16 protein-coding genes are annotated in these 16,684 nt (G+C 38.2%); 7 read left to right on the top strand and 9 right to left on the bottom strand.

Translation table 11 applies throughout. The features are described 5' to 3' along the window. Positions 1-41 precede the first annotated feature (41 nt). The 5 genes from ABZ559_RS04395 to ABZ559_RS04375 are packed head-to-tail and all read left to right on the top strand — an operon-like array spanning position 42 to position 2,942. Positions 42-734: an XRE family transcriptional regulator gene (locus ABZ559_RS04395; RefSeq protein WP_367007346.1), complete on the top strand. Its 693-nt coding sequence runs from the start codon at positions 42-44 to the stop codon at positions 732-734. Between the two features lie 2 nt (positions 735-736). After that, positions 737-871 (top strand): hypothetical protein, encoded by a 135-nt coding sequence (locus tag ABZ559_RS04390; protein ID WP_261291934.1) that lies wholly within the window; start codon positions 737-739, stop codon positions 869-871. Between the two features lie 4 nt (positions 872-875). Then, entirely contained in the window at positions 876-2,291 is a 1,416-nt protein-coding gene (locus ABZ559_RS04385) for a Y-family DNA polymerase (protein ID WP_367007622.1), read from the top strand. Continuing rightward, complete coding sequence (locus ABZ559_RS04380) at positions 2,288-2,635, top strand: hypothetical protein (protein WP_367007345.1); 348 nt, start codon at positions 2,288-2,290, stop codon at positions 2,633-2,635. Before ABZ559_RS04385 ends, ABZ559_RS04380 begins: the two co-directional genes overlap by 4 nt. Before the next feature lie 7 nt (positions 2,636-2,642). Continuing rightward, entirely contained in the window at positions 2,643-2,942 is a 300-nt protein-coding gene (locus ABZ559_RS04375; protein WP_001072431.1) for a DUF5960 family protein, read from the top strand. A 24-nt stretch (positions 2,943-2,966) separates the two neighbouring features. Here ABZ559_RS04375 and ABZ559_RS04370 read toward each other — a convergent pair whose 3' ends face one another. The 5 genes from ABZ559_RS04370 to ABZ559_RS04350 are packed head-to-tail and all read right to left on the bottom strand — an operon-like array spanning position 2,967 to position 5,745. Next, a complete protein-coding gene (locus ABZ559_RS04370; RefSeq protein WP_044754757.1) occupies positions 2,967-3,254 on the bottom strand; it encodes a hypothetical protein in 288 nt (95 codons plus the stop codon). Between the two features lie 44 nt (positions 3,255-3,298). Then, positions 3,299-3,694 carry a DUF5945 family protein gene (locus ABZ559_RS04365; protein ID WP_367007344.1) on the bottom strand — a complete coding sequence of 132 codons (396 nt, stop codon included), beginning with the start codon at positions 3,692-3,694 and terminating at the stop codon, positions 3,299-3,301. A 3-nt stretch (positions 3,695-3,697) separates the two neighbouring features. Beyond that, positions 3,698-3,925, bottom strand: a complete 228-nt coding sequence (locus ABZ559_RS04360) for a DUF5965 family protein (RefSeq protein WP_252520904.1) — start codon at positions 3,923-3,925, stop codon at positions 3,698-3,700. A gap of 53 nt (positions 3,926-3,978) precedes the next feature. Beyond that, the gene (locus ABZ559_RS04355) at positions 3,979-5,067 is read right to left on the bottom strand and encodes a DNA primase (RefSeq protein WP_367007343.1); all 1,089 of its coding nucleotides are present in this window, start codon (positions 5,065-5,067) and stop codon (positions 3,979-3,981) included. Between the two features lie 39 nt (positions 5,068-5,106). Then, positions 5,107-5,745 (bottom strand): peptidylprolyl isomerase, encoded by a 639-nt coding sequence (locus ABZ559_RS04350; RefSeq protein ID WP_367007342.1) that lies wholly within the window; start codon positions 5,743-5,745, stop codon positions 5,107-5,109. Positions 5,746-6,067: 322 nt separating this feature from the next. On the opposite strand from ABZ559_RS04350, the gene ABZ559_RS04345 reads away from it, so the two are divergent. Then, positions 6,068-6,877 carry a hypothetical protein gene (locus ABZ559_RS04345; RefSeq protein ID WP_367007341.1) on the top strand — a complete coding sequence of 270 codons (810 nt, stop codon included), beginning with the start codon at positions 6,068-6,070 and terminating at the stop codon, positions 6,875-6,877. Between the two features lie 51 nt (positions 6,878-6,928). Here the strand turns inward: ABZ559_RS04345 and ABZ559_RS04340 are convergent, their stop codons facing one another. Beyond that, positions 6,929-7,888 carry a polyprenyl synthetase family protein gene (locus ABZ559_RS04340; RefSeq protein WP_003085572.1) on the bottom strand — a complete coding sequence of 320 codons (960 nt, stop codon included), beginning with the start codon at positions 7,886-7,888 and terminating at the stop codon, positions 6,929-6,931. Between the two features lie 90 nt (positions 7,889-7,978). Between ABZ559_RS04340 and ABZ559_RS04335 the strand changes: the two genes are divergently transcribed. Then, entirely contained in the window at positions 7,979-8,866 is an 888-nt protein-coding gene (locus ABZ559_RS04335) for a tyrosine-type recombinase/integrase (RefSeq protein WP_367007340.1), read from the top strand. 299 nt (positions 8,867-9,165) lie between these two features. Here the strand turns inward: ABZ559_RS04335 and ABZ559_RS04330 are convergent, their stop codons facing one another. The 3 genes from ABZ559_RS04330 to ABZ559_RS04320 all read right to left on the bottom strand — a co-directional run bounded on the left by ABZ559_RS04330 (position 9,166) and on the right by ABZ559_RS04320 (position 16,652). After that, positions 9,166-9,456 carry a DUF5966 family protein gene (locus tag ABZ559_RS04330; protein WP_367007339.1) on the bottom strand — a complete coding sequence of 97 codons (291 nt, stop codon included), beginning with the start codon at positions 9,454-9,456 and terminating at the stop codon, positions 9,166-9,168. Between the two features lie 14 nt (positions 9,457-9,470). Further along, positions 9,471-9,770, bottom strand: coding sequence for a DUF5962 family protein (locus ABZ559_RS04325; protein ID WP_269760731.1), 300 nt, complete (start codon positions 9,768-9,770; stop codon positions 9,471-9,473). Positions 9,771-9,839: 69 nt separating this feature from the next. Continuing rightward, positions 9,840-16,652, bottom strand: coding sequence for an SNF2-related protein (locus tag ABZ559_RS04320; RefSeq protein WP_367007338.1), 6,813 nt, complete (start codon positions 16,650-16,652; stop codon positions 9,840-9,842). Between the last annotated feature and the right edge of the window lie 32 nt (positions 16,653-16,684).

Here is a 16,684-nt window from a genome sequence, read left to right as displayed (position 1 = left end):
TTTTGTTAGTTTATAAAGCAACAAATAGATTAGGAGGTTGTATGTTCTCAGGAAAACGTTTAAAAGAAAGACGAATAGTTTTAGGTTATTCACAATCTGCTATGGCAGATAAACTTCATATCAATCGTTCCTCCTACTTCAACTGGGAGAATGGAAAAACGAAGCCAAATCAAAATAATCTCAGACAACTAGCGACTATCTTGGAGGTTTCAGAAACTTATTTTGAATCTGAGTACAATGTAGTCAATACTTACCTCAAGCTCTCATCAGAAAATCAAGGAAAGGTTGATGAGTATGCTGATGAGTTACTTCAAAAACAACAATCACAAGAGAAAGTAATTCCTCTTTTTGCAGTTGAGGTCTTATCTGATGTTTCACTTTCTGCTGGTCTGGGGGAATCGCTCTTTGAGGAATACGAGACAGAAACCGTCTATTCTGAGGAAGAACAGTATGGTTATGATATTGCTGCCTGGATTAAAGGAGACTCTATGGAACCCATCTACCTTGATGGTGAAGTAGCCCTTATTCGTGCTAGTGGTTTTGATTATGATGGTGCTGTCTACGCCCTATCCTGGAATGACTCTGTCTATATCAAAAAACTATATAGAGAAGAAAATGGATTTAGAATGGTATCACTCAACGATAACTACCCGGATAAATGGATTCCTTATGAAGATAATCCTCGTATCGTAGGGCTTGTTGTAAGTCACTTTATGCCAGTTATAGGAGCCTAAGCATGACAGTTAATGTTAAAGAAATGATTTATCTCCGGGACAACCGTATCTATTTTACACCCTACCTCAAAGAGTATGACATTACTGATCATATTCAGGAACTGATGGAAGAATTAGAAATGCTTAAAAGGGGTTAAGATGATGGGCTATATCGATTACTCAAGAGAACCTCAGTCTGATATAGCTTTCGTTGATATGAAATCATTCTATGCTTCGGTTGAATGTGTGGATAGAGGATTGAATCCCCTCCATACCTCTCTCTGTGTCATGAGTCGAGCAGATAACGCTGGAGGCTTAATTTTAGCCTCTTCTCCTATGTTCAAAAAAGTTTTTGGAAAAAATAATGTTGGACGTGCCTACGATTTACCTTTTGACATCAGCACAAGAAAATTTGACTACTATAATGCCAAACGTCAAGGCTTAGACATATCACCGCGCTATGTTTCCTATATTGAACATTGGGCTAAGCGAACGCTTATTGTTCCACCACGTATGGATCGCTACATCAAAAAGAATATTGATATTCATCATATTTTCCAAGATTATGCGGCTCCTGAAGATATTCTCCCCTACTCCATTGATGAAGGGTATATTGATTTAACCTCCTCGCTCAATTACTTTGTAAGTGATAAACAGATGGATAGAAAGGCAAAATTAGATGTGGTCTCTGCCAAACTACAACATGACATCTGGCAAAAGACTGGTATCTACTCTACCATTGGTATGAGTAACGCTAACCCATTATTGGCCAAACTCGCTTTAGACAATGAAGCCAAACGAACACCTACTATGCGTGCCAATTGGTCCTACGAAGATGTAGAAACAAAAGTTTGGTCAATTCCTAACCTAACTGATTTTTGGGGTATTGGTTCTAGAACAGAGAAGCGCCTTCACAAACTAGGGATTACCTCTATCAAGGAACTAGCCAATAGCAATCCTGATCGATTGAAAAAAGAATTTGGGAAGGTTGGGGTACAGTTGTGGTTTCATGCTAATGGTGTTGACGAGAGTAATGTTCATCAGCCCTATAAACCAAAATCACACGGGCTTGGCAACTCTCAGGTACTACCTCGTGACTATGTCAAACAACGTGATATTGAGATTGTTCTTAGTGAAATGGCTGAACAAGTTGCTATCCGAATGAGGCGAGAACATCAGAAAGCTACTATTGTTTCCATCTTTGTGACCTACTCTAAAACAGAAATGAAACAACCAATCAACGCTCAAATGAAGATAGAACCCACTAATCATACACGACTGCTTACCGATACCGTATTAACGCTTTTTCGTAAAAAATACACGTCAGGAGCCGTTCGGGGTATTGCAGTCAATTACTCAGGCTTTGTTGATGAAAGTTATGCCTTAATCTCATTATTTGATGATATCGAAGCAACCGAAAAAGAAGAAAAGTTACAACAAACTATTGACCATATTAGAGACCAATTCGGTTTTTTAGCGGTTCAAAAAGGAACTGCCCTCTTAGACAGTTCCAGGAATATTGCAAGAAGTAAACTAATAGGAGGCCACTCAGCAGGTGGCTTGGAGGGATTACAATGATTGATCGATCATACTTACCATTTCAATCCGCAAGAGACTATCAAGACGTTAACATGCAAAAGTGGATGGGGTTCTTTTTATCGGAACATACCTCTGCCTTATCAGATGATGATAAGCAAGTCAGCTACCTTTCTGACCTATCGCTGAATCAAAAATTAATGTTACTCAGTCAGAGTTACGCTAATCAATTGACCATACAGGTGACTAGAAAACAGAAAAATGACTATCAAACTATTATCGGAACCATTCCGACACTATCAACAAATGAAGTCATTCTAAAAACCAATGACGGACATATCGCTATCGCTTTAGAAGATATTATGGCTATCACATTAGTTGAGTAGGTCTACCATGAATCAGCTTGACTTTTATAAAAACGAATTACAGATGGACTACTTCAGTGAAAATTACCGTAAATTTGAAAGTGACTTCTATCGCTACTCAGCACTTGATACACCACTGACTTTTCTAACAGATGATATCATGTTAGCAATGGCGAAATCTGCTAAAAACTATTTCAAGCTCAATAAAGAAAATGCTAAAGACAATCGTGATCATTATTTCATCTTTGACATAGAAAACCTAAATGATAGTAAATTGACAAAAAAATATGTGTATCAGCGAACAACAAGCATCAGACAAAAAGATTAGACATTCAACAATGCCTAATCTTTTTTACTCATTTTTAGGTTTCTTCGCCTGCCTAAACTGCTCTATCCGCTTTTCAAGTTGCTCAGTCTTCAGTGTATTCTTAGCTTCGGTTATGGTCTCATCTAGGATAGGTTCTTTTGGCAAAGTTTCAGGAGACTTTTTTTCATCTCGGATAGTTTGACTTGTAGCGTCAAAAACGACATCCAATAATTGGTTGACCTTATGTAAGTCGGCTTCAGACATTCCTGATAAGCGATGAATGAGACATTTAAAACTATCTTGATTTTGCGTTTGCTTTTTGAATAACTTCATTTTCTTCCCCCATAAAAAGCAGCCCTCTTAAGGACTGCTCGTTCTTACAAGTCATCAATAGCCGCTGAAATGGCTTGTAATTTTTTATTGTGCTTATTCTTTTCGTCAATCAACTGGTGCAACTCTTCGATTTTCTTCTGACTTTGAAGAATGTCTTCATTATTCTGAGCCATCACATCAGCTAGATGTTGCTTGTAGTCGTTTGTAATGTTAGAGGAGGACACCTCTTTTGGTGTGGATTGCTCTTGAGGTTTTTGCTGTGGAGCCATCTGATTTTTAGACTTTTGTTGTTCCATTTCAAAGGCTGCCACATAATCAACGTCTTCAGCGCCCTCTTGGTTTTCTTTATGAAATAGTGCCGCAATCTTCGCACGTTCTTCTGTGGAAGATGTCGGTGTGTTATCATCTAAGGGTTGGTCAAAGGTCCAATCTTTTGTCATGTGTTATTCCTCATTTCTAGTGTCTGATAGTTTTAGTTCTTGTTCATCTTGGCCAAAGGCCTGCGTCAATGCTTCATCAAACGTCCAGGGACTACTTTGTTGGCGTTTGATAAAGGCTTGATACATCGCTGTTTGTAATTGACTGCGATAAGTTTCTAATTTTTCCGTTTCTTTCGCAACTTTTTCTTCTTGCCTAGCTACTCTTTCAGCTAAGCGTTCAATCACACTCATAGGGTGTCCTCCTTATCACTTTCTAGATTAATCTAAGAAACTTGATTTTGTTATCACAACTCTAAAGCGGTATTTTTTCTAGGCGGAGGATTGCTTCGGATAACTTGTAACTTGGCCGATTGGATCACATCTTTTAGAGAATAATTATTTTGATATTTTACAATATCATTCCAATCTGCTTTAGTTTCCAGTTCCTGTAATGGTGGACAGTCTGTTTCAGTGGGAAGTCCTTTCTCAGATAATTTCTGACAAAAATCTCTCCCTGCTTCATCATTGTCAACAGCCAAGGTTAATAAGCCTGGGTGCGTCTGAAAGAAGGTAGTCGTCTCTTGTATAGCATGAAGGTAATGCGTTAATCGACTTGGTTTGACAGTATCTAAAAACTCAAGTTTGCCTTGTTCCTCAGCTGCTAATCGTAAAGTCTGATACGCAATCACAGAGAGTTTTAATCCTGCCATAGAAACCAAACGAACATCTGATAACTGCTTCTGATGGAGTTGATAATAACTCATCATATCAATCACCGATTCACAAAAGATAAGGCGTTTCGGTTTTCCAATATCAAAGCTCATCCCTATATAGCCATGAGAGTCTTTCATGATTTTCTTGAGGTAACCTCGATCATGTCTCTGATTATCTTTGACAAGCCCTTGAAGACTTGCCCCCTCGAGTTGGCCAAGATGATTGTAACTCTTAAAGACAAGAACTGATTCCTGAAAGGTCTTTGTCTGGTAATGAGCCTGTGCTAATAGACCTTGTCTGCCAAAAGCATTGATAGTGTCATCACTTAAACCACGAATATCATTTAAATAAGTTCGTGCTTGGTCAAATGGTTCTTCTCTTAGATAATAACGAAAGGGTTGGTAAGTCTCTTCGACGATCTTAGTTTGTTCAAAGTCTCCAGTTTCAAGGTAAGACAGGGCTTTTTTAAAAGACACTCTTGTCATTAACTGAACAAAATCAATCACATCTCCCTGTACGTCACGTGAAAACCATTTAAAGGTATTGGTGTCCGCAAAAATCCTAAAGGAATCGTGTTCTGGATGTTCATAGACTTGCCCTGATAGTCGTTTAAAAGAATAACCTAGACTTTCTGCCACCTCTAAAATCGCCTTTTGTTTTACTCTTTCAATTCTTGTCATGCCATCTCCTTATCAAAAAAAGCAGAAGATGAACTCCTGCTAGTTGGTCTCACTTGTAGTAGTGCCTTGAATCTTTGGAATGCTTGAATTTACTTCATCAGATGACTCTTTCAAGTCCTCTAGCTTCCCATTACAAATGGTTACCTGATTGACAAGGAGTTTATCTGACAATTTGGCATAAGATAGTTTAAGAGAGGTGGTTTCTGTCTGTGTGCTTTTCTGAGCCTTATCACTGACATCTGACACGTAAACAACCTGATAAGATACTTCCGCAAAAGCTTCATTTTCTTCTGTATTGACATAGATATTGGCAGACTCAAAGCGATAATCCAACATATAGTCTTTATAGACTTGATTAATGGAATCTTCTTGACGAGATACCTCTTCCTTAAAGGCAGAATCTGTCATATAGGGCTTGATACGGTTGTTGTTCTCGCCCAGCTTTTCCTTGGTATAGTATTGCGTGAGAAATTCCTTGACTAACTCGTCAGAGAGAACACTTGCCTTCTCTTTTTCTTTCTCTTTGGTCAGCAATTTTTGAGCCTCGGACTGGATTTGTTTCTGCGTGTGATTGGTTACAGACTGAGAACCAATAGTGTAGCCCATCATCACCATAAAGCTAGTTACAGCTAGACCACCGAGACCAATCAAAAGTCGAGCCTTCATTTTATTTAACATCACTAGTGCTATCTCCTTTTTCCATAAGATAGCACCATGATAACAAGATGGACTTGAAAAAGTTATCACAAGAAAAATATATTTAATAGTAATTTGTGGTATACTAGTGATAATAAGTAGTTATCGGGAGAAAATGAAATTGCACATATGGATAGTTGATAAAATTCTTTCAAAAAAATGTCTATGGACAATTTTTTTAACGTGTTGGATGTTTGTAGGAATTATCCTATCAATCTTTGATACATCACTCAAAAATAATTATGTTTATGTCCTTGGTGTAAATACTTTATTATTTGCACAAGTTATAACCTACCATAATTTAATGAATAAGGAGAGTAACCTCTCATTTTCAATTTCAGGGGTTACTGTTAGTGGATATCCAATATTTTCAATAGTTAGCAGATTTGGAGCTCATTTACAACAGTGGTATAGTATTGCTTTCTCTTTCATAATTGGAATTGTTTATGTTGCTTCATTGCTTTTATTGAAAGTATTAACTTGGAATCAGATGATTACAAGTTACGGTAGCCTTACCTTAATTTTTACAGTATTTATCGCAATACAACTGTATTTAAAGTACATATTTTATATTTTAACTTTAAGGAAAATTTCTAAATTAGATTTTACTACATTCACTCCGATTTCTCTCCATAATCCCTCTGAAGCTGATTGGATAGTTAGATTTACAGAAAATATGAATAGTTTCAGTAATTACTTTGGAGTACTTGGCATTGCCTACACATTATTATTCTATTTAACCACTCCTTTATCAGCCATATCATTTTCAAATAATAGATTAAGGATAGACACACCTAATAATATTGCCTTCGTAATAACTTGGGGAATTATCGTTGTATTGATTGGTTTGGGCTACATACTGTTTGATTGTATGTGGAAGACCTACATCAAGATTATCATTAGAAAAATAAAACGTAAAAGATTATTAGATTGCGAAGTAGCCTCTTCTAACCAGACGCAGCTAGATTCGAACTATTTAGAACTCTTTAATTGGTATAAAACTGTACCTGATTTTCCTGTGCTTTTTAATGAAAAATACATCAATCCCTTAGGCTATATTCCTCTGATAATAAATGCATATAAAGTCATCGCTCCCTTTTTATCTCAAAAATAACGATATAAAAGAACCTCGCAATTATTGATTGTTTCGAGGTTCTTTTCTTTATTAAAAATTAGCTCTTGCTTTAGCCAAATTGATGGCATAACGAATAAAAAGTGTTAAGCGATCTGTATTAAGCTCTTCTCCTAAATGATTTAAATGGGACTGTATATCCAACTCTATGCAATGAATTTCTTGCCTCACATAATCTAGTATTTGATACTTTTTAAGTAGATGATTTAAAATAGAGTAATTCCCATTATTAAGTTCTATTTTCTCTTTATAATTTAGAAATTGTTCCAAATATGAAAAGCATAAATTTTTACGTTGTTTATTAATATCTAAATTAGCATTTCCTTTATATTTCATTGCAAATTTTGGGTTAAAGTAAGCTTCGCAATCATTTAACAACTGAAATAAGTAGCCTAATTTATAACCTATTGTCTCTAAATACTGATTATAAATAGAGTCATCATATGATTTCATACCAATTATCAAACTGTTTTGGATAACTTGAGATGTTTGATTGTCTAGAATGTATTTGACTTCTGAAAGAGTTACGTTATCATCAATATTTAACTCACTTAGTGTTCCTTGACACATCTTACTAATCATTTGACTAAACAACCGAATGGTCGAATCATCAATATTCGATAATAATTCTATACATTTCCCCAATAAAAATACTGTTATAATTAAAGCTTCATTTATAGAATATTGCTGATGAACCGTTGGCAAACCGTGCCTTTTTTCATCCTGATCAATAATATCATCAATGATAATTGATGCTTTATGAATCAACTCTATCGCAGTAGCAGAATGGTAAATCGTTTCATTCAATTCATTAGAGTATAATGTATACCCGTAGTAGGTTAACAAAGGACGAAAGCGATTACCATTCACTACTTGTAAAATATCATGGTACTGTTTTGGTAGCTCTAGTAATAATGCTTTTATCCTAGAATCAATTTCAAATAGGAAGCCCTTCTCTTTTTTAGTTAATACAATTTCTGGTAAATTTCTCAAGCACTCACTCTCCCGATAACTACTTATTATCACTATACAAATTGACTAAATCAGTCTATAATAGCGTAATTATTGATAAAGGAGATCTTCATGGATTACACTATTATTTCTACTTACTTAGATTATTGCAAAACCCATAAACGTTTGAGTTCGCATACACTTCGGGCTTACAAAAATGATCTTATACAGTTTTGTAATTCAGACCACGATTGTGTAGTAAGTTATATCGAATACTTGACAAATTCAGCTATCAAAACCAATACCTTGAGACGTAAAATCGCTAGTTTAAAAGTTTTTTATAGTTATCTAATGACACAAAATATCATCTCTGAAAATCCATTTAATCAATTACGTTTTCAATTTCGAACAGAAAAAACACTACCTAAAATAATCCCCCACAATATTTTAAAAAATCTTTATGCTTACCTTAAGCAAAAAGTCATCACCTCTAAAACAAACTTTCAACGCCAAAAAGCTGAAAGAAATCTTCTAATAGTCTCTATTTTACTTTCAACAGGCATTCGAATTTCCGAACTTTGTCACATTCAAATAAAAAATATCAATCTTCAAAATCAAACACTCCATATTTTCGGAAAAGGAAAAAAAGAGCGTATTATTTTTTTAGGCGATGAAACAACAGTTCTACTACTAAAAACGTATCTGGCAAACTACTGTAATCAATCAGATAAGTATCTTTTCCCAGGCAAATTCTCTCAGAAGCCTCTGACAGAACAAAGCGTTCGCCTTGTTTTAAAAACAGTACGAGAACAAATGAACCTCGCTACTGCCATCACTCCTCATATGTTCAGGCATAGTTTTGCAACAATGCTTTTAGATAACGATGTGGATATTCGATATATCCAGCAGATACTTGGCCATAGTTCTATCTCCATCACTCAAATTTATACTCACGTCTCACAGTCGAAACAAAAGGAAATATTGACTTCTTGTAACCCTATCGCTTCTGTTCATAACTGAAAAATATATTGTTATTAAACCAAAAGAACTAATTTCATACTCATTTAACATCAAAATCTGAATAGGCTCCTAGTCTCGATAGCAATCTTCATTTCGAGAAGAATCACATTTCTATAACAAGAACTCGCCCTATCTTGCACTATACAGTAAGATCCGCATTTTCAGATTTTGAAATGCACTCAGTATCAGTTCTATTTTTGAACAATTAATACTCTAAAAAGGCATATAATCAATGTTTTGATAACATATGATTATATGCCTTTTACTGCTTTATAAAGTTTTTCCTATACTTGATATATTTATGTCATCCGACTTCTAACAACTTTTCTAACAAGTCCAAAGACAAGTAAAAGATTAAAAATAATATAGAAAGTGGTAAAGCTCAACATACCATTAGTTGCTAAATCTTCGACATAGAGGTATCTTTCTGTAAAAAAGAGGTAAACCCCATAGACTTCTGTAAAAGCTAAAAATCCGATTAATCCAATGACAAATAAGCTTCCAAGTATTTTCGCAATCTGGTAAAGGACAAGTAAAATTAGTCCTGTTGCTGCGATAATCAAAAGACTTTGAATGATTTGTTCTAACATATCTACACCACTTTCTACGTTAATTGCTTACGATAATAATCTGCCTTCCCCTTGTCTAGGTCATCCAGTTGGGCAACTAGGTCAAGATACTCTTCTTTAGTTACTTCATCTAAGTCTGGAAAGTCATTCTCTCGAGTCGTGATGATAACTTCTAATTGACCAATAATTTCTCGCTTTGAAAAACTGTAATCAAGGGTTTCATCCTCATACTGTTCCTTTAAGGCTTGATAGTTAGCTCTATCTTCAGGGCTTGTAAAACCTTGTGCTAGCCATTCTTCTAGTTGGTATCTTAATTCTTCTACTGTCTGGGTCATAATCAATTCTCCTTTGATGATTTCTTGACTTCATTTTACCGCGTTCATTATTTTTTGTCAGCCTTTTTCTTAAAAATCAAGCGAAAGTTGTTGGTCCTGTTGTGGTTGTATCGTTTCATTGAACTTAGCTAGGGCTGCATCAATTTCCTCAACCTCTGCTTCTTGTTCAACCAAAGGGGCAAGGATGTCATATTTGGCTTTAACCAGCTGATAATCTTCTTCTTTTGGAAAGACCTTCTCTACTTCAACCCTTGCGACTGCTAACTTATCTTTAAGGTTATTAGCCATTTCTTCTGTCTTTTCTTGGTCTTCTAAGATATGGTCAATGGCATTGGTAATGCGTTGAATCGTTCCCACGTCTGATTTCAAGTCTAAAGAGACAGAATACTGGTTGCTACCTGAAATGGTTAAAGACACCATATCTGGTAAGGGCTCACTAGGACTTCTGGTTGCCATTTTAAGCTCAAACCCTCTAAAGGTCGCAAGCGTTCTTACTTCTTTGGTTTCAGAACGGTTATAGGTAATGAGTTTACGTAGATAGTCTCCAGCTTCTGCACGGTTATCCATCATCTGATTATCAAATCGCATGGCAAAATCTTGTGACTTAGTTCCTAAGGATTGGGCAATATCTCGGTCATATTGACTAAGGCGTTTCTCAAGGGCAGGGAGGTTCTGCTCACAGTAAGAAATAGTATGGCGATACTCATCTTTGGAGCGATTAAAGGCACGCTTTTGATTGTCCAATACCGTCAACTCATTCTCTAGTTCCATTTTTAGTTTGAGATAAGGATTACCTGTCGCTAAAGCCTTAAAGTCTGAAGCAGTCATGGTTTGTTCATCAATGTCTTCTGCCGACCGTACTGGGTCTTTAGAGGTCATGATTTGCGTGATATATTTGAGTTTATTCTCCTGAGTTTGCCAGAGGTAGTTGTCGAAGCTCCCTTTCGTAATGTAATGGTAAATATCTACCTCTTGGTGCATATTACCTTGACGAATCAACCTACCGTTTCGCTGCACAATATCAGAGGGACGCCAAGGAACATCTAAATGGTGGACTGCTTTCATACGTGATTGGACGTTTAATCCTGTTCCCCCTTTTTCCGTAGAAGCCATGAGAATCCGTACTTCTCCACTATTGACCTTGCGTGACAGAGAGTTTTTCTTGTCATCCGTATTAGCGTCATGGACAAAGGCAATTGCTTCTTTGGGAATCCCTCTATCCACTAAGAGGTCTTTCAATTCATTGTAAACGTCAAAGCCCTCTTCCTTATTCTTAGGCGTTCCAATATCTGAGAAAATCATCTGGGTAGCTTTATCATATTCTCCCTCACGATAAATGCGTTCCACATTGTCCACTACTTGAAGAATCTTCTGATTGTCCGATAAGGTATAGGCTGGGTCAATGAGACGCATGTCAATAGCTAGTTTTCTAGCTTCCCCAGTTATCTTTAACATGTTATCGACACTAGGGTCAACGCTGCCTGACTTGATAGCGTCTGAACGGTCAACCAACTCTTCAAGGTAGTATTTCTGAGCTTCTGTCAATTCGCTCTCCACCGCAATAACTTTAGCTTCAGGTACAGGTAAATCAAGCATATCTGAGGTCTGAATATCAGCTGTTTCCTTATAAATCCGCATGAGTTCAGGCAGGTTCACAAACTTCTTAAAGCGTTTCTTAGGTTGGTATTTATCCCCTGTCGGTGCTAGTTCCATAGCGTTTTCGATATTCCCAAAAGCTCCAACCCATGAGTCAAAGTTTGAGATTTGATACCGTTCTAAGACATCTGGTTGAATATAGCTCATCATGGTATAGAGTTCACTAATGGAGTTAGAGACTGGAGTTCCTGTCGCAAAAACCACGTTACGATAATCATGTTCTCCTTGAACCTGTCTGACCTTCATTTCCATATCCACGTTCTTTTTAGAAGTCGTGTTGGTAATTCCAGCCACATTCCCAAGGCCTGTAATGGGTCTGATATTCTTAAAATGGTGAGCCTCGTCCACAAAGAGAAAGTCAATGCCTAGATTTTCAAATTCAATAAAGGTATCACGTTCCAGTTTTTGGAGTTCTTCTAATTGGTGTTCCAAACCTTTGATGGAACGCTCTGCTTCTTTGACCGTATAATCACTATCACTGCCTTGCTTGATGTCACGGAGTTGTTGTAACTTATCTTGGATATAAGTCACCTGCTTTTCATGGCTCATAGGGATTTTTTCAAACTGGGAATCCCCAATGACAATGGCATCGTAGTCCCCTGTGATAATCCGTGAGACAAACTGCTTGCGTTTGGCTTTCGCAAAATCTTTCTTGGTCGTCACATAGACATTCTTGGTTGGGAAGAACTTCATGATTTCTTGGCCAAACTGAGCAGTCAGACTTGATGGCACCACATAAAGAGGCTTATGCACCATACCCAATTCTTTCAGTTTGAATCCTGCCCCAAGCATGGTTAAGGTCTTACCTGAACCCACTTCATGAGCTAGAAGCGCTCTTTTTTCTTCCACAATCCGTTGAATGGCATTCTTTTGGTGAGGGCGTAAGGAAATATTCTGGGCAAGCCCATCAATGGTTAAATGACTGCCATCATAGACTTTTGAAACTGTACGATTATAAAGGCTATTATAGGTCTCTTCAATCATCTGTTGCACCTCTGGGTAACTAGCCACAAAGTCTTGAAAAAGTTCTTGAAGCTCAGTTTCCTTAGCACGAAGAACCGTTGTCTTCTCCACGTCCGTCACATGCTTTTTCTTATCCCCATCTTCCACTTGTTTGGTGATGGTTGGTTGATTGGAGTTAAGCAGGTTTTCAAAGATTTTACGACCACTATCATACCGAGACCCAGGCACACCTAAACTTCTATCCGTTGCGGTTGAATATCTAAAGGCAAACTTGGATTGGTAGGACATCATCCCATCTATTGGACTAACTTCAAGAACAGTTGATACTTCTTGATCAGACAAGTCAAAAGTTTGTCCCATAAAGGTTTCTTGGGCAAATTTCCCATAAACGTCTAGAGGAATCCATCGTGAACCAATCCGATAATCAATATCAGCCAAGGTCACACGTGGCGGTCTCACTTCTTCTAAGAGACCTTGATAATAGACCCAAGGAAAATCAGAGTTGTCTTCTTTAATGAGTAAGTCCACAACCTCTAACTTAGTCACCACATCCCCTGATAAGAAATCCTGCCGAGATACATAGACCACTTCCCTATCGTTTAGATAGCGTTCTGGGTCTGGAATAATAGCGTCTCCTAATTCCTCAATCAAAGTCGCTTTAGAATCCGTCTGATAAATAGACATCATGTAATCCAAATCTACTCCACGACCATCTGCTAGACTAGAATTGAGAGCGTCAAGGGCAGAAGAAACTGCCGTTACTTCCTTTTCAGGACGAACTAGGGCTTTCTCAAAAGCCAGAGACTTGGTATAAATAACTGTCTTCCCACTCGGGTCAAGGCTTTCATCTTCTAAACTCGCAAGGAGCGAATACTTATCATCACTATCAAAGAGGTTACGGTTTACAGCACTATTCAAGTACCCAAAGCGTTTCACAAAACTATCATAGGTCCGATTGAGATGTCCTAACAAGTGATTGAACTCGTCTTTGTCATAGTTATAGTATCGCTGAATGGCAATCACCTCTTGGTAGGCGTTCCGAATATCAACCATCCCTTTAATCCGTGCCACTTCTTTCTCTGACAAGGGAGCTTCATAGAAAACCGTCTTTTTGAAATAGCCCTTAAACTGCCCACGTTTGGTGGCTTCTTCGGTCACATACACATCAAGAGCGGTGCTATCGGTGACTTCGAGGTCATTAAAGCGGTCAATCTGTTTTTGCGAATGCTTGGTATCCCAAGCCTTAAATGTCCCCTCCTCGTCCACATAGTAGCTAATCTCCTCAGTCTTAGTCCCAACACGGATTCCCTTATTATCTCGGTAGTAAACCGTAGAATCCTTATAACCAAAACTATATTGGTCTAAGCTTTCTCTGATGTCAGAAGGAATCGAGGTATCAATGACCTGTCTTCTCATCACATCAGGAGTGATAAGGATGTCAGAAGGGTCAACACTTCTAGGCGCTTTAACCTGTTTAAGAGCTGTCTGTACAGCTTCTATTAGGTTATCAGAAGTGCCTTTCACAGAAAGTGTCCCACCGTTAAAGTTTCTAACCCCATAGCTCCCAATAACCTGACTGTTGTAGTCTCCGTCAAAGTAAGGGTTCAGCCAAATACGGTCATCCTTGTCATAGCGAATAGAACCTGAAAAAGCTAAATCATCTGCCACATATCCCTTATCCATATGCTTCTGGAAGAACAACATGTCCGTTGTGACATTGGTGCCTGCAATGGCCTTAAAAGCGCTATCTGGTAAACGCACACCACCAAGAAAATCAGTCGTCTCACGAATGTCCTGGAGGATGTTTTCTGTCCGTTTATCCATGGTTCCTGTGGAGGAAATAATGGCCACTTGTCCACCGTCATGCACCAAATCAAGGGATTTTTTAACAAAATAATCATGAATCATATAGGGTTTGTCATAGCGACTATCCGCAATCCTGATATTGGCAAAAGGCACATTTGAGAGAAGCAAATCAAAACTATTGTCATTAAAGGCAACAGTCTCAAAGCCCTTTACTTCAATATGGCTATTTGGATGAAGGTGTTTAGCAATTGCCCCTGTAATCGTGTCTAACTCTATACCATACAACTCACTATTTTCTCTCAGGTGTTTAGGCATTGCCGCAAAGAAATTCCCCGTTCCCATCGAAGGGTCTAGAATTTTACCTCCTGCAAAGCCATCACGTTCTAACTTCTCCCACATCTGTCGAATAAGAGCAGGGTCTGTGTAATAAGCTGTCAAAGAAGATTGTTTCATATCTGAATACTCTTTATCGGTGACTAGTGTTTTTAATGCCTCACGTTCCTTAGAAAACTTTGGGTTATACTCGTCAAAGAACTCGTTAGCTAAGCCTCCCCAGCCCACGTATTTGGCAAGCAGTTCTTGTTCACTTGGTGTGGCTTGACGGTGTTCAGATTCAAGCTTTTTCACCAAACGAACAGCAGCCACGTTGGTTTCAACCTTATCCCTTGTTGTCTTAGGGTAAAAGTCTGTCAAATCTTCTGGAAAGTAAAAATCAGTGGTTGGGGGTGTCTTAATGACTTCAGAAAGTTCTGGCTCACCCTCCGTTTCAAATATTTCAGCTTTTTCTGCTTCACTTTCTGTGACTGGTTCTTGGGAAATAATGTCTTGATGGTCATCATCCATAAAGGAAAAGAGGTCTAATTCTTGGATAGGTTCTTCCACTTCCTCTTTTTCTTCGACAGAAGGAACATGAAGAGCTTGAGTGATGTCTTCTAGTGTCCGTAAGAAAAGAACTGGATTTTGTTCAATCACATCTGTGAAATCATTTTGTAATTCAATCCGAATCAGGTTATTAACGCCTGACTCCTCAATGGCCATTACCTGAAACTCTTGCCCCTTATAAGTCACAATCGAAGCAATCGGATAGCGTTTAAGGGCTTCTTCTACGATAGGATTTTGAGGGGTTGATGGAGGCGTGATGATTTCAGTTTCTGTTTGCGATAGGTGTTCTCGCCATTCTCTAAAGGATAGGTCTGATTGGGACAGTTTGTCTCTTTCAAAGGTTCTTGCTTCTTCAAGAGTGAGGTCTTCATGCAAGAAGGCGTAGGCAATGGGTCTTGCTTCTTCTAAGTCTAGCTGACTGGTCAAGAAAAATTCTGCCTTGTCATAAGCAAGTCCCATCTGAAGCAATTCTGTCGCAAGAGCTAATTGAGTAACGGTTGCTTTAGGATAGCCCCCTAGTAAGGCTAGGTCGGCATTCTTCAAATGAAAACGCCCTGCAGCATCTATCAGTATCCCACGTTGCTGCTCATCAACATCAGCTAAGTCTATCCCTAAATTGGTCAATTTTTCGGTATTTTCAGCCAAAATGGTTTGACCCATTTCAGTTAAGATTACTTCTTCTTGAGGTGTTAGAGGACGTTGTAAGTCATAGGCTGTCCCATCTGCTTCTAAATAGGTTAATAGCTCATTGTCCGCATAGATTGGCGTCATTTCCATTTCATGGTCAAACTCCCCACGTCTCAAGTTTGGTAGTTTTGGACGGCTATTTCGCACTTGGTCAAAGTGACTTAATATCTCAAATTTTTGGGACAAGTTTAGATGTTCATAAGCCGATAAATGTTCTGTTTGCCCTGTTCGTAAATCGAGTTGTGATAAATCTTCCTCAAGACTTGCAATGACGATACCCCCTTCTTCACGAAAGGTGATGTCTTGAGGAGGTTCTGGAACTACTTTTTCTTCAGCTGCACCCTCTCTTTCCTCTACCGTTTCCTGGGGACTTACCCGTTCAGGTTCATAAGTGAGAAGAAACTGTTCAATATCACGACTAATTCGGTCAGACAAATTATTGGCCACTCGGTAGACATTAACCAAATTAGCAGCTTTGCCTTTATCCAAAAGAGAAGCTACCGAAATGGACTGATAGGCGCCCTCTTGGTCTAAGAGCTGAAAGCGAGTGGCTAGGTTAAAGAGGGCTACTTCAATCACCAAGGCTTTCTCATCATTGTTTAACTGAGGTAACTTCTTTAAGCCAGCCTGACCAAAGGTCTGTGTGTAGCTGCTTAGGTCTGTCGCTTCGTTAAAGGGGCTTGCCTCTACAAAAGCAGAAACTTCTGTTTCAAAGCGAACCACTTGAACAGGTGAGGTGATTACTCCTCTTTGGGTTGTAAAATTTTGGATAAGGCTATCCCAATCCTCATCAAAATGGACTGCTTGATAGCGTAAAAAGGATTCCAAAAGAATCTGGTCACGTGGCAATCTCGCCCGCAACATCTCAAGTAATTGTTCTTGAGTCATATGTTCCTCCAATTAAAAAAGGAGCTGAGAGA

The sequence above is a fragment of the Streptococcus sp. ZY19097 genome (genome assembly GCF_040731245.1).
In the GTDB taxonomy this organism is placed as follows: domain Bacteria; phylum Bacillota; class Bacilli; order Lactobacillales; family Streptococcaceae; genus Streptococcus; species Streptococcus orisratti.
This window is presented reverse-complemented; position numbering and strand designations above follow the sequence as displayed.